The sequence below is a fragment of the Neobacillus niacini genome, assembly GCF_023715415.1.
GTDB lineage: Bacteria > Bacillota > Bacilli > Bacillales > Cytobacillaceae > Neobacillus > Neobacillus niacini_C.
Window position 1 is genome coordinate 479,911 of sequence record NZ_JAMBOB010000001.1, and the last position, 14,315, is coordinate 494,225.

Consider the following 14,315-nt stretch of genomic DNA (forward strand, 5'->3'; position numbering starts at 1 on the left):
AAATTGCCTATAACGGTTTAAACAACAGTACACAAAGAAGATTGGTGTTTTTTGTCGAAAGATTAACCCTTGTTCACACAACTTTCGGAATTACTACAAATTTTTAGAAGCCTTTATATGCCTGTCGATAGATAGTTGCCAGCTCTGTTACAAGGGGTTGTTTTGGGTTTGCAATCGTATCTTGATCATCAAAGGCATGTTCTGCTAAACTATTAATTTTTTCTTCAAATACACTTTTGCTTATACCTACCTCTTCTATGCTTATTGGTAATTCCAAGTCAACAATAAGCTTCATGGTTGCTTGTACTAGACTCTCTACCCCTTCTTCCGTTGTCTTTGCAGGCAGACCAAGCATTTTAGCAATTTCAGCATAGCGCTGATCTGCTATAAAGTGTTCATATTTTGGATAAGTCATGAATTTATTCGGCTTTTGTGCATTATAACGAATTACATGTGGCAGCAAAATTGCGTTAGCACGACCATGAGCGATGTTAAATTCAGCACCAAGTGCATGTGCTAGGCTATGGTTAATTCCTAAGAATGAATTTGCAAATGCCATACCAGCAATTGTTGATGCGTTGTGCATCTTTTCTCGGGCAAGCTCATCTTTTCCATCACGGTAAGCCTTTGGTAAATAATCAAAAACTAATTGAATTGCTTTTAAAGCCAATCCATCTGTAAAATCATTGGCAAGCACAGAAACATATGCCTCAATAGCATGTGTTAAAACATCTATTCCCGTATCTGCCGTAACATGCTTAGGAACAGTCATTACAAACTGAGGATCGACAATAGCCAAATCTGGTGTTAGTTGAAAATCTGCTAGCGGATATTTGATATTTGCCTTCTTATCCGATATAACCGAGAAGGAGGTTACCTCAGAGCCTGTTCCAGATGTGGTCGGTATGGCAACAAGAATAGCCTTCCCACGAAGTGAAGGGAATTTTACCACTCTTTTACTAGGGTCAAAGAATTTTTGTTTTAAACTATTAAAATCTGCTTCTGGATGCTCATAGAATAGCCACATAGCTTTTACAGCGTCCATGACAGAGCCGCCTCCAAGAGCGATTAAACAGTCTGGCTGGAATTTTCTCATCCTTTCTGCACCTCTGTGAACCACCTCAATATCTGGTTCAGCTTCAATATCATACAAAACTTCGTATTGGATATTGGAAGGATTCTTTTCCAACTGGTAAAGTACTTTATCAATTGATCCATTTTTCATTTGACTTGAACTCGTTACAATAAATACCTTTGAAGTCCCGGGAATAGAAGAGAGCACTTGAATGGAGTTTCTTTCAAAAAATATTTGTGATGGAACTTTAAACCATTGTGTCATGTTTCTCCTTTTTGCAACTTTTTTAATGTTCATTAGATTTTCTGCTCCGACATTCTGAGACACCGAGTTCCCTCCATATGTTCCGCACCCAATTGTTAAGGACGGTAAAGATGTGTTATAAATATCACCAATGGCCCCATGAGTAGAAGGTGTATTAACCATAATTCTTCCTGCCTTCATTCGTATGGCAAAGGTATCGATGACATTTTGGTCAGCTGTATGAATAGCTGCAGAGTGGCCAAGGCCACCGTATTCCAGTGTTTCTTCTGCGATTAGCAGCCCTTCAGCTAGACTATTTACTTTATAACAGGCAAGAATAGGACTTAATTTTTCACAAGAAAGCGGGAATTTAGCTCCTACCCCTTTTAATTCTGCAATTAATATTTTGGTATTTACAGGTACATCCACTCCTGCCATTTTTGCAATCATAAAAGCTGGTAATCCTACAATCATCGGATTTAAAGAGGCATTCCTTTCATCTATCACTGCCTTTTCAATCATTTGTTTTTCTTCATTATTTAAGAAATAACAATTGTTATCGATCATTTCCAGTTTTACTTCATTATAAATCTCATTGTCGATAATAAGTGCTTGTTCAGAGGCACAAATCATTCCGTTGTCGAAGGTTTTGGATAGAATAATGTCGTTTACTGCTCGTTTAATATTGGCTGTTTTTTCAATATAACAAGGAACATTTCCTGCCCCTACACCAAGTGCTGGTTTTCCAGAACTATATGCGGCTTTCACCAAATTAGGTCCCCCAGTAGCCAAGATGAGAGATATTTTTGGATGTTTCATCAAAGTCTGAAAAGCTTCATGAGAGGGAATATCAATCCATTGGATGCAATTCTCTGGTGCACCTGCCTTTAATGCAGCAGCCCGAAGAAGTTTTGCAGTTTCAACACAGCATTTTTGTGCATATTTCGGAAATGCAAATATAATGGGATTTCTGGTTTTAAGCGAAATCAATGATTTAAAAATGACGGTGGATGTTGGATTCGTAATAGGTATAACGCCTGCAATGACACCCACTGGCTCAGCCATCTCTACCATGCCTTCATGCTCATTTTCACTTATGACTCCCACTGTTTTCATATCTCTTATGTTGTTGTAGATATATTCAGTCGCAAACATATTTTTGAAAACCTTATCCTCATATACACCTCTTCTTGTTTCCTCAACTGCAAGCTTTGCCAGGTCTTTGTGATGGTCAAGTGCAGTATAAGCCATTTGCTTGACAATCTCGTCGACCATCTCCTGATTGTAGCATCGAAATTCAGCTAATGCCTTTACACCATTTCTTGCTAAGAAATCTATCCCCGCTGCAACATTTTGCTTTTCCTGAACTACTTTTTCTTCAACTGCCATTGCCTATCCCTCCAAATCAATCTTTTTAAGTGGGAATTTTTTTACTCCCATTAACCTATTCTGGCTAAAATATATCATGGTAAACAACGCAAAATTTGTCGAATTACGTTCAAAAATGAATGAATGCCCATTCATTTTTGAAAAATTCACAAATTGTTCACTAATTATCTTCACCTTCTCTTATATAAATAAAACCGCATCCCTTAGTCTGGGATGCGGCTTGAAATTAAATCAACCAGTATTACGTAATCCAGCTGATATTCCACTTATGGTAAGAAGTACTTCAGTGATTAATTCTTCGGAAGGCTCGTCCTGTTTCCTTAATTGTTTAATTAATTCGACCTGCAAAAAGTTTAACGGATCGACATAAGGATTTCTTCGATAGATTGAGTCCTTAATGTTAGGTGTATGATCAAGCAATTCTTTATCTTGAGTTATTTTGAGAAGAATAGCTTTTGTTCTTTCATATTCTTCAAGGATATTTGAAAAAATTCGCTCAGCAATTTTCTGATCCTCTACTAGTGATAAATATTCCTTAGCCGTTGTGATATCTGCTTTCATCAGAGCCATTTGGAGATTATCAATCGTTGAGCGGAAAAATGGCCATTTTTCGTACATTTGCTGTAACTGTTGTAAATTTTGGTCACTTTGTGATGCAAAGCTTTCTAAACCAGATCCTGCTGCATACCAGGCTGGGAGCAGCTGCCTGCTTTGTGTCCAAGCAAAAACCCAAGGAATAGCTCTCAAATCCTCAAATCGACCGCGATTCTTTCTACTCATTGGTCTTGAGCCTATATTTAAGTCACCAAGCTCTCTTAATGGTGTTGCTTCATTAAAATAGGTTAAAAAGTCTGAATCACCAAAAACAAGCGATTGATACTTCTTTAGTGATATGCTGGAAATCTCTTCAATAGCTAACTCCCACGATTCATCCCTCAAATTTCCATGTTCTGCTTCTTTTGAAACATGCGCTGCTGCCAGCATTAAAGTAGAAGTAGCCTGTTCTAAGCTCCTATAAGCGATATCTTCAAGCAAATAACGAGATGATAGCACTTCACCCTGCTCGGTAATTTTCACTCCATCACCAATTGTTTCTGCCGGCTGTGAAAGTAGACTTTTATTTAATGGGCCGCCTCCACGTCCTAGTGAACCCCCTCGGCCATGGAAAAACTTCAATCCAATATGGTACTTTTTTGCCATTTCATGAATCTCGAGCTGGGCTTTATATAGCTTCCAATTTGCGGTTAATGTACCGCCGTCCTTACTGCCATCTGAATAACCCAGCATAATTTCCTGTTGGTCATTCATTACCTTCAAATGATTACGATATAGAGACATTTTGAACAAGGTTTCCATAATTTTAGGTCCGGCAGATAAATCATCAATCGTTTCAAGTAATGGTGCGACATTTAATTGACTTTCAATCGTCCCATCAGCATGTAATCTATAGATCCCAGCTTCTTTTGCCAAAACAAGTACTTCAAGTAGGTCACTAGGCGATTTAGTCATACTGACAAGATAAACGGATATCGCACGTACGCCAAATTCCTTCTGAGCATCTTTTATCATTTGGAATACCTGAATCATTTGTTGTGTTTCAGGTGTATAATCTTCATTTAGCAGCAGAAGTGGTCGAGGATCCATTAACGTATTTTCTAACGTTCTTATCTTTTCGTCTTCAGATAGTTCCGCATAATTATCAGAAATTCGTACTTTACGCAATATCTCTGTAATGGCTGCCTCATGCTCACCGCTATGATTGCGAATATCAAGTGTAGCGAGATGGAACCCGAATAGCTGTACCTGACGTATTAATTTTTGGATTGTTTTTAACTCATGTGCTGCGGGATGATGTTTATTTAAGCTTCTTTTAACTAAAAACAAATCTTCTAATAATTCTTCCGAAGAAAGATAGCCTAATTCAGATTTACCAACTTGTTTTAAACGTTCGATGATTATGGCGAATTTACGACGATATACTTCTGTTGTAATTGGCCATTTCTTATCTTCGGTTAAATATTTGTTTTCTTCTTCCTCTAAGGATTGAATTAGTTCTTGACTGACTTCCACTCTAGTTGTGGAATGGCTGTAGCGTTTCATTAAATCGACAAGGACGTTTTTATATTTTTTTAAGACAAGCTTCCGCTGCTTATGTAACGTCTCCCATGTGATTTCTGGCGTAACGTTTGGATTACCATCCCTGTCGCCGCCAATCCATGAACCAAATTTAAGAAAGTTAGGAACATCCCAATTTTTAGTTGAAAAGTTTTTCTCTAAGCAATCTTCAACTTCCCGATGAATTTCTGGAAGAACTTCAAATAATGTCTGATCAAAATAATATAGTCCATTTCGTACCTCATCCAATACTGTCGGCTTGGTATGGCGAAGTTCATCAGTCTGCCAGAGAATTGTTACTTCATTAAACAAACTTTCCTCAAGCTTTCGACGTTCTCTTGTTGTTAATAATGGATGATCCAGCTTCATTAAAATACCAGCGATACGTTGTTGAATTTCTAATATGGAACGTTTTGCAGCTTCTGTAGGATGCGCTGTAATAACCAACTCTAGTGACAATTTGTTAAGGACATCCTGTATCATCTTTTCATCAATATTGTTTTCCTTTAGAGATAGAATTGCACTCTCAATGGAATCAGGTTGAACAATGGTATCGTCTTGTAGATGATATTGTCTTTTTCTACGAATTCGGTGATTTTGTTCCGCAATGTTTATCAAATGAAAATACATCGAAAATGCTCGAATAACCTGTTTTCTCATCGGGCTGCTCAAGTTTGTAATTTCTTGTTTTAATTCAGCATAAATGTCTTGATCAAAGTGGATTCTAAGTGTTTTACATGTCATTCTAATTTTTTCCACTTTATCTAATAGTTCAGTTCCACCATGATTCACAAGGATTTCACCAAGTATTTGTCCAAGTAATTTAACATCGCGACGAAGTGGAAGACTGCTGTCATTCATCTTCAATTCTGTATTCATGCTTTCACCTTCCCTGTACTAGTTAATTGACTAAATTTTTTATTTATTAATATAACATATCTTTTCGCCTCATGTTAGAAGTTTTTTAAATAATAAAAAAAAACAACCCGGATTTTTCGGATTGTTCCTGCAATTTATCATCTTTTGTTAAACTCTTCAAGTTTCAAAGAGATGGCTGATGCCACTTCATCCGTAGATTTGGGAATCGCATTTTTAAGAAGCGAATTTGCCAATGAACCTAGTGCCCCACTCGCATTAATTTCAAGAAAACCTGTCAACAATGTCTTATTTCTATTTAGTGCTTGTGCTTCAAAATACCCCTCACCAATATACTTTTCATTCGTTCGCCTTAATTCAAAGGTTACTCGAGTTGGTTCGTTCCACTCTTTAATATCAATAACCAGACTAACCTTTTTTTTCATTATGCCAAGGTCACTTTTGAATTCCCATGTTATTATATTGTCATTAATTTGTTCATGCTGTATATAACCAGGCACAAGTGGTGCCCAATTATTTGCATCTCGAATGAAGTCCCAAATCACGTTTATGGGGATAGCTAATTCTATTTGTTGCAGTTCGCTAGGCATTGGTATCCCTCTTTCGTCTAAAATGTAAAAGACCTTCAATGCTGAAGGTCTTTTTTAAATATATATATGATAAATAGTGGTTTTATAGAAGAATGAATTGATGTTGTAAAAATTCCTTTTACTTTAAATTCTGAAAATGGTTGATTATCAGATACACATCTTTTAAGATTTAGAATAATTGACTGATTAATAATTCGGAGGTAACGTGTAAGTGAAAGCAATTCGGTATTCAATATTTATATTGGGATTGACCTTTTTTGGCTTGGGTAATGCGATAGCCGTAAAGGTGAAACATGTTGGTTTACATCCCTGGGAGGTCTTAAATGTGGCTTTATATCAACATTTTGGACTTACTATTGGGACTTGGGGAGTAGTCTGCGGACTATTACTGGTTATCATCTCTTTTTTTACTGCAAGAAAGTATATTAGAATTGGGACTTTCTTGAATGCCCTTTTAATTGGGCCCATTATGGACTTTTTTCTATGGTTGGATTTTTTACCTGAACCAACTCATTCTTGGGGTGATTATCTTATAGTATTCTGTGCCATTGTCATTGCTGGTATTGGCGGGGGAATGTATGTGGCTGCAGGTCTTGGTGCAGGACCAAGAGATGGCTTTATGCTTTCAATTTCAAATAAGACTAAATTATCCGTAAGTCAAGCACGTATCCTGGTTGAGAGTTTTGTCTTAATTTTTGGCTTTATATTAGGAGGACCAGTATTTATTGCGACCTTCCTCTATACATTTATCCAGAGTCCAGTATTCCAAAGGTCTTTGAGCCTCTTTAATAGCTTAATTGAAATGTATAAAAATAAGAATAAACAAATGAGAGAAGACCTGTATTTATAAAAAATACATCTTCTCTCATTTTTACTAGATAACTTCTACTCTATCGGTACTGAAATCGTGATAATATTTTTGATGAGGTATTTCGTTTATTTCATGTTCATTTTCCTCTTCAAAATAGGCTGACAATTTTCCTTCATAGACTAATTCTAGTGAGGCTGATTCTTTTATGTCATCTGGCGTAACAAGTGATAGCGGCTTTTGTTTATTGATTTTTACTCCTGATTCCTCAAGAAGTGCTGCAACGAAATGGGAACAAAAGAATGCATTTTTCCGATCTAATTCCCAATTGAACATAACAGCAAATAAACCTAAAAGATTATAGCGATATTCACCCTTATTTTTCTCAATTTCCTTAATTTTTTGACAAATTGCATCATACTGTTTTTCTGAGATTGTACAACAATAAATCGCACAATCAGCATTGCGAAATATTCCACCACGAATATTTTCTCTGACAAAACCAGCTAGGAAAGGATTGCGAGGTCTTTTTCTTCCAAAACTATAGACATCCCATAATTGGTCATCTAATGCGATGGAAGCATGATTATGCGGCTTCTTCGTATATAGTTTAATCATTTTTGTTAAAACCGTCCCAGTATCAGTAAGAAGTACGTAAACCTTCCTCATCCTATATTCCCCCTTTATCTTTCTATAGGAAGGGATTTCTCTCATTCTATCCCTTAGTGAATATCATTTATTTTATTTTAACGTGTATGTCTACAGACTTACACAATCCCGAGAATTATTTTTATCTAAGACTTAAGTCTTATCCACTTTATGCTCTTATATTATTATTTACTAGATTTAATTCCTCATAGAAACACATTTTTCCTGTTTTATTATAAAAATTTCCCATTTTTAACATTTCATGCATATAATACTACATTCACTGATGTAAGGGGTGCAATAAATGGGATTATATATTAACAATGGTAAACATCCAAGAGTCTATAAAAATAAAAAGAAAATACATGAACCACACCAAAAGTTGGTGAGGAGGGATTATCTTTCAGATGTAATAGACGAACAGTACCACGCAAATGTTTCATTACTTCGGGAAATCCATGAAATAAAACACCAGTTTCGGAGCCAAGAGGTTGTACAGACAAATAATTGGGATAAAATCGTCAATCAACTAAATGAACTTAGATCAAGTAATCAAAAACACACAGAATATGAAGAATTAATTATCCATTTATTGAAAACACAAGAAGAACTGCAAAAACAATTATCCGAAAAAATTAGTAAGCAAGAAGAATTTCAAACGGGGGTATTAAATCGGCTGGACCAGCAAGAAGCATTAACCGAGAAAATCTTTCGTCAATTAAATCATATTCGCTCCATCCTTTTCGAACGAACCAACTACCTTGCTGAAAAGATTGATGAAGGATATAAAATTACCTCTTCTTATGTTTATAACCTAATGACTGGTTCAGACCAGCCGATTACCTTTTATTTAATGAACAATAAAAAAGAAGAAAAACAGAAGTAGATTCCGGAGCCATAAAACCATGGCGCCGGTTTTTTACGTTAGGCTTTTACTTTTCCATAATATTGGACAAAGTTTTTGAGAAGCTGTTTTCCCCCAATCGTTAATATTGATTCAGGGTGAAATTGAACACCTTCAAGCGGGAGTTCTTTATGACGTATCGCCATAATTTCCCCCTTCTTCGTCCAAGCAGATATCTCAAAACAGCTTGGCAGCGTCTCCCTTTGCACTATTAAGGAGTGATACCTTGTTGCCGGAAATGGATTCGGCAAGCCTCTAAATATTGTTTTTTCATCATGGAAAATATCAGAGGTTTTTCCATGCATTAATTGCTCAGCAGCAACAACATCACCCATATAAGCCTGAGCAATTGCCTGGTGCCCAAGGCAGACACCCAGGATTGGAATAACCCCTGAGAATGCCTTTATAGCCTCAAGGCTAATTCCTGCTTCATTGGGATTACCAGGACCAGGAGATATCATTAAAAACTCAGGATTGAGCATTTTTATTTCATTTAAGGTTGTTTGGTCGTTTCGCTGTATGACTAATTCTTCTCCTAACTCCCCTAGGTATTGAACTAGGTTAAAGGTAAAAGAATCATAATTATCCACCATGAAAATCACTGATGTTCACCCATTTCCCTTTGACCATTCATTTCTTTATTAGTTTTTTGCTTTTTATCCATCATACATGAATTTTAAAAACAAAAGAAGCCCTTTCGAGTATGAAAAGGGCTTCCAATATTAATAAAGTCTGTTAGGTAACTTTTGCTATGAAATTTTCTTTAACTCCTCAGATAACTTGAGGAAAGCTTCCTTATTTCTTTCTTGTAAGGAGAGGTCGATTTCCTTACGGAGCACATCTCTTCTAAATTCAATCAAAGCATGGTTTAAAAACATTTCAGCAATTGCAGAATCGTTGTTTTCATCTGTTTGTTGTGGTGAATTTAATAATCTCTTTTCCATGGAAATCAACTCCTTGAGCTTTTTTTTATTATACTGTTAATTATCTAAAAATTCAAACATTTTATTTATTATTATTAAAAGAAATTTTTTCCACCCCTTTTTACTGCGTTAATTTAAGAAAAATTTAATAGTTTGTTTAGATTGCTTTTATATCTCCCGATTACACTGAAAATGTAACAAAATATTGAATGGAGGAAATGAATATGAATAAGAAGCTTTTAGCGGTTATCGGGATAAGTGGAACGCTTATGTTAGGCAGTGTTTATTCAATTTCAGCAAATACATCTGGTTACGATCTTTACAAGGAAGCCTTAAAGAAAACTCATTTGGCTGAGAGTGCAACATTAAATTTTAATTTTAAAATTGAGGACAACAAAAAGTCCATATTAACATCTGAGTCCATTTTCAAATCTGATTCTATAAATCAGGTAAATTCCATCTCTACACGTTTAGCTAATGAATCTGAAGTTAGTAATATGAACTTGTATAAACAGGATGGAAATTGGTTTGTGATGAAGGATGGACTGGATAAAATTTACAAAATAGACACCTCTAATAATCCACATCACAGTAATACAGCTGAATTAAAAGATGATGTAGAAAATCTAATCGATGTCATGACAAAAAATCTTCAACAACAAATTACAGTCGCTGATAAGCAAAATGGTAATCATGTAATTGAGCTGGATTTAACAGGTAAAGAAATCCCTCTTCCAGCGAATGCTTTAAGTACATTGATGATTAAACATGCAGTGATGATTCAGGACAATAATGAAACAGAAAGCTTAGACTTCCACATTAAGGCAAAGTTTCCTGAGTTAGATCATGATATTACGGTCAAGCAAGTCAAACTTACAGCACGAGTGAACAAGGAAAATTATATTGAACAGCAAACAATCAAAGTGGTCGTAACAGGAAAAGATAAACAGGGCGCCATCCATGAAGTAGTTCTAGATATTAATTTAAATGCTTCTGACTACAACCAAACTACAGTGACACCCGTTGAAATTCCTGCTGATAAGGTAGTCGAATTCAATCATGGTAAAAAGTAAATTGAAATAAGTAATAATAGAGGGTGACAATTTTGGAAAAAGCAGTGGTTATTACTGGAATGACGAAGCAATACTCAAATATCAGAGGTATACAGAATATCAATTTAACCATTGACCAAGGGGAAATAGTAGGGATTCTTGGTCCAAATGGTGCAGGTAAAACAACTTTATTAAAATGCATGACCGGTCTAACTTCGCCAGATAGTGGAAAAGTTGAATTATTTGGTGTTGAGCTTCAAAGTAATTACAAAGAAGCAATACGACCTGTGGGTGCGTTAATTGGGCCTGCTGTTGCTTATGAAAACATGTCGCCCTATAAAAATCTAAAAATGATTTCTCGCTTGTATTCTGATATTACTGATACAGATATAGAAAAAGTATTGCAACAGACGGGTTTAACTCCATATAAAGACGAGAAAATATCCTCCTTTTCTATGGGTATGAAGCAGCGTTATGGGATTGCTTCAGCCCTTATCTCTAAGCCGCGATTGATCATTTTAGATGAACCGACTAACGGCTTAGATATTGATGGTTTGCTTTTGTTAAGAAAGACAATCCAGGAGGTATCAAGCCATTCCGGTGTAACCTTTGTGATTTCCAGTCACCATATTTCAGAACTAGAAAAATTATGTAGTCGTTTTTGTTTTCTCATTCAGGGGGCTGCCTCATTTTATGAAGCCGGCAGCGAGCCACTAGAGGATGTCTATGTCAAGAAGGTTGAGGTGGCAGGTAGATGAACACAATCCGAGCAAATAGCATAAATGAAATACAAAAGCTACTGACAAAAAAAAGCACCAAACTGTTTCTACTTGCTGCGGTGCTGATTCCTGTCCTGACTAAGCTTCTTGTAAATAATCTTTTTTTAACCGATTGGATGGCTTTACCGACTGAAAATATAAATTTCAGCTTATTAGATTTATTTGTCACCATTTTTATTCCTTTATTTATTTTTATCTGTGCAACAGATTTATTTACAGGAGAAGGTGAGCGCGAAACTTTATTTCAAGTTAGACCTATCGGTCGAATGGAACTTTTCCTTTCCAAGGTTATCGCAATAAGTATTTTTAGTTTAATTCTTCTTTTATTAGAATGGCTGGCCGTGATGATTAGCAGTTCAATTTTTGATAAAGCCTTCACCTTGACCACTATTCCCTCTAGCCTTGGAGCTTTTTTTGTTTCTTGGTTTCCAATTATCGTTCTGACGGCATTTGCGGTTATGTTGGCACTTCTGGTAAAGTCTAGTGTCCTTGCTATATCTAGTATGATTGTCCTTTATTTAATCATGCTGTTTATTCCTTATGTTCTCCCTTCTTCCTTATACTTACTGCCGGCAACCTATTTAGATTGGTATAGGCAGTGGCTTAGCGATGCTTCACTTCAGTGGATTTTGCAAACTGTCACGTATTTGTGCTCATCTTTCGCATTGTTTTTTTCAGTAGGCTATTATATGTTTAATAGAAAAGAAGCCTAACCGAAGGGTGCAAATCTTATGTCTATCAAACTTCGTCTGATATTATCAAATATTGCGATGATTACGGTACCAATCATTATGTTTATGATTACCTCTTTTCTGTTAATGATGGTGTTTCTCGGTGATATTCGTGAAATCGCCAATTTCTTACCAGAAAGCCACAATTATCACAAAACAAAACAAGAGGACACATTGCTGTTTTTAGAATTAAAAGGAAAATCAGCCGTCAACCCCATGGAATTGATGAGTAAGGAGTACTTGGAATCTCTAAATACTGAACTTAGTAAAATTGATTCTGGATTAATAATCCGTGTAAACGATGAGATACTTTATCATACGGAAGACCTAGAAAAAGTTCATACAGAAGCGCTGCCGGATTTTGGGACAGAGAGAAGCTTTCGCAGCTTAGAAGAAATAGGTGAGCAGACGTTTGCCATGAAGCAGCATGATTTCTATCTGCAGGATGGCAGAGAAGTATCACTCTTTTTAATGAGAGACGCAAGCCCATGGAATCAGTTTGTAAGAACTTTTTTCCCAATCCTATTCGGTTTATGTTTATTGATATTAATTGCAACTAACGGACTCCTAACTTATTTTGTATCTAAAAGCATTATCAACCCTATCAATCAATTAAAAAAAGCAGCACATTTTATAAAAAGCGGCAACCTTCATCATTCCATTACAGCGACTAGGAATGATGAGATTGGTCAGTTAACACAAGCATTTGAAGAAATGCGGATTCAATTAAAGGAGTCACAGGAAATTCAAAAACAATATGAGGATAACCGGAAGGAACTAATTGCTCATATTTCTCATGATTTAAAAACACCGATTACTTCCATTAAAGGATATATTGAAGGTATCCGCGATGGAGTGGCAGATACACCTGAAAAGAGAACACGCTATATTCAAACCATCTATACAAAAGCAGTAGATATGGACCATTTAATTGATGAATTATTTTTATTCTCAAAGCTGGATTTAGGCAAGGTTCCCTTTGAATTTGAAAGAATTGATATAAAAGATTATCTAAGTGATTATTTCGAGGAATTAAGCTTTGACCTTAGAAAACAGAATGTAGAGTTAAATTTCCAATTTGTCCCTCAAGGTCATTATCATGTTTTAGCTGATCGTGAAAAGTTTAAACGAGTTCTCGCAAATATTATTAACAATAGCTTAAAGTACATGGAGAAGGATAAAAAGGAATTAATAATATCTATGCATTCTACCAATGAAACTGTAGAAGTTTCTATTGCTGATAATGGACCAGGTATTCCTGAAGAGTCGATTCCCTTCATCTTTAATCAGTTTTACCGAGCTGAACAATCAAGAAATAAACTAACCGGAGGCAGCGGATTAGGACTTTCCATTGCAAGGATGATTATCGAAGAACATAACGGTTTGATAAAATTAGATAGTACTTTAACAGTAGGAACAAAAATTACCATTATTTTGCCGCATCAAACCTGTTCCGAGGAGGCCACATCATGAAAAAAATTCTGATTATTGAAGATGAAAAAAGTATTGCTGAATTAGAACAGGATTATTTAGAAATCAATGGCTTCCAAACAGAAATGGTCCATACAGGAGATATAGGACTCCAAAAGGCATTAACACAAGATTACGATTTGGTTCTGCTAGACATTATGCTGCCGAACATCGACGGCTTTGAGATTTGCAAGAAAATAAGAAGTATAAAAGATATTCCCATCATTATGGTGACAGCAAAAAAAGAGGAAATTGATAAGATTAGAGGTCTAGGGCTGGGTGCTGATGATTATTTAGTCAAGCCCTTCAGTCCGAATGAAATGGTTGCGAGGGTGAAAGCACATCTATCCCGATATGAGAGATTATCAATGAAACAAACTTCTGAATCACAAGGAGTATACATCCGTGGTTTATTCATTGATCGATCCTCAAGGCGTGTCTTTGTTAATAACAAAGAAATCACCTTAACCACAAAAGAATTTGATGTTCTTACCTTTTTAGCGTTAAATCCAGACCAGGTATTCAGCAAAGACCATCTATTCGAAAGAATATGGGGTTACGACAGCAATGGAGACGTCTCAACTGTCACGGTACACATACGCAAAATAAGGGAAAAAATTGAACACGACCCCTCCAACCCTGAATACATAGAAACCGTATGGGGATCGGGTTATCGTTTTCATTAATTTGGTGAACATTGGTGACAGGCACC

13 protein-coding genes are annotated in these 14,315 nt (G+C 36.0%); 7 read left to right on the top strand and 6 right to left on the bottom strand.

Features of this window, described 5'->3' with window-relative positions; translation table 11 throughout:
• Positions 1-103 precede the first annotated feature (103 nt).
• From adhE to M3189_RS02285, 3 genes are all read right to left on the bottom strand, one after another.
• Positions 104-2,707 carry a bifunctional acetaldehyde-CoA/alcohol dehydrogenase gene (adhE, locus tag M3189_RS02275; protein WP_251631483.1) on the bottom strand — a complete coding sequence of 868 codons (2,604 nt, stop codon included), beginning with the start codon at positions 2,705-2,707 and terminating at the stop codon, positions 104-106.
• A gap of 231 nt (positions 2,708-2,938) precedes the next feature.
• The gene (gene ppc, locus M3189_RS02280) at positions 2,939-5,701 is read right to left on the bottom strand and encodes a phosphoenolpyruvate carboxylase (protein WP_251631485.1); all 2,763 of its coding nucleotides are present in this window, start codon (positions 5,699-5,701) and stop codon (positions 2,939-2,941) included.
• 137 nt (positions 5,702-5,838) lie between these two features.
• Positions 5,839-6,288 carry a CoxG family protein gene (locus M3189_RS02285; protein WP_251631487.1) on the bottom strand — a complete coding sequence of 150 codons (450 nt, stop codon included), beginning with the start codon at positions 6,286-6,288 and terminating at the stop codon, positions 5,839-5,841.
• 211 nt (positions 6,289-6,499) lie between these two features.
• Between M3189_RS02285 and M3189_RS02290 the strand changes: the two genes are divergently transcribed.
• Complete coding sequence (locus M3189_RS02290; RefSeq protein WP_251631489.1) at positions 6,500-7,138, top strand: YczE/YyaS/YitT family protein; 639 nt, start codon at positions 6,500-6,502, stop codon at positions 7,136-7,138.
• A 24-nt stretch (positions 7,139-7,162) separates the two neighbouring features.
• On the opposite strand, the gene M3189_RS02295 is transcribed toward M3189_RS02290, so the two are convergent.
• A complete protein-coding gene (locus M3189_RS02295; protein ID WP_251631491.1) occupies positions 7,163-7,765 on the bottom strand; it encodes a hypothetical protein in 603 nt (200 codons plus the stop codon).
• 283 nt (positions 7,766-8,048) lie between these two features.
• Between M3189_RS02295 and M3189_RS02300 the strand changes: the two genes are divergently transcribed.
• Positions 8,049-8,630 carry a hypothetical protein gene (locus M3189_RS02300; protein ID WP_251631493.1) on the top strand — a complete coding sequence of 194 codons (582 nt, stop codon included), beginning with the start codon at positions 8,049-8,051 and terminating at the stop codon, positions 8,628-8,630.
• A 38-nt stretch (positions 8,631-8,668) separates the two neighbouring features.
• Here M3189_RS02300 and pabA read toward each other — a convergent pair whose 3' ends face one another.
• Together pabA and M3189_RS02310 are read right to left on the bottom strand one after the other, a co-directional pair.
• Positions 8,669-9,250, bottom strand: a complete 582-nt coding sequence (pabA, locus tag M3189_RS02305) for an aminodeoxychorismate/anthranilate synthase component II (RefSeq protein ID WP_251631495.1) — start codon at positions 9,248-9,250, stop codon at positions 8,669-8,671.
• A gap of 147 nt (positions 9,251-9,397) precedes the next feature.
• The gene (locus M3189_RS02310) at positions 9,398-9,592 is read right to left on the bottom strand and encodes an IDEAL domain-containing protein (protein WP_251631497.1); all 195 of its coding nucleotides are present in this window, start codon (positions 9,590-9,592) and stop codon (positions 9,398-9,400) included.
• Positions 9,593-9,795: 203 nt separating this feature from the next.
• Between M3189_RS02310 and M3189_RS02315 the strand changes: the two genes are divergently transcribed.
• Genes M3189_RS02315 through M3189_RS02335 form a run of 5 tightly spaced genes read left to right on the top strand, consistent with a single transcriptional unit; the run spans position 9,796 to position 14,289 of the window.
• Positions 9,796-10,644, top strand: coding sequence for a hypothetical protein (locus M3189_RS02315; RefSeq protein ID WP_251631499.1), 849 nt, complete (start codon positions 9,796-9,798; stop codon positions 10,642-10,644).
• 32 nt (positions 10,645-10,676) lie between these two features.
• Entirely contained in the window at positions 10,677-11,381 is a 705-nt protein-coding gene (locus tag M3189_RS02320; protein WP_251631500.1) for an ABC transporter ATP-binding protein, read from the top strand.
• Positions 11,378-12,115 (top strand): ABC transporter permease subunit, encoded by a 738-nt coding sequence (locus tag M3189_RS02325; RefSeq protein WP_251631502.1) that lies wholly within the window; start codon positions 11,378-11,380, stop codon positions 12,113-12,115. The genes M3189_RS02320 and M3189_RS02325 overlap by 4 nt, the downstream gene beginning before the upstream one ends.
• A gap of 18 nt (positions 12,116-12,133) precedes the next feature.
• Positions 12,134-13,606: a sensor histidine kinase gene (locus M3189_RS02330; RefSeq protein WP_251631504.1), complete on the top strand. Its 1,473-nt coding sequence runs from the start codon at positions 12,134-12,136 to the stop codon at positions 13,604-13,606.
• Complete coding sequence (locus tag M3189_RS02335; RefSeq protein WP_251631506.1) at positions 13,603-14,289, top strand: response regulator transcription factor; 687 nt, start codon at positions 13,603-13,605, stop codon at positions 14,287-14,289. The genes M3189_RS02330 and M3189_RS02335 overlap by 4 nt, the downstream gene beginning before the upstream one ends.
• The last annotated feature ends 26 nt before the right edge of the window (positions 14,290-14,315 follow it).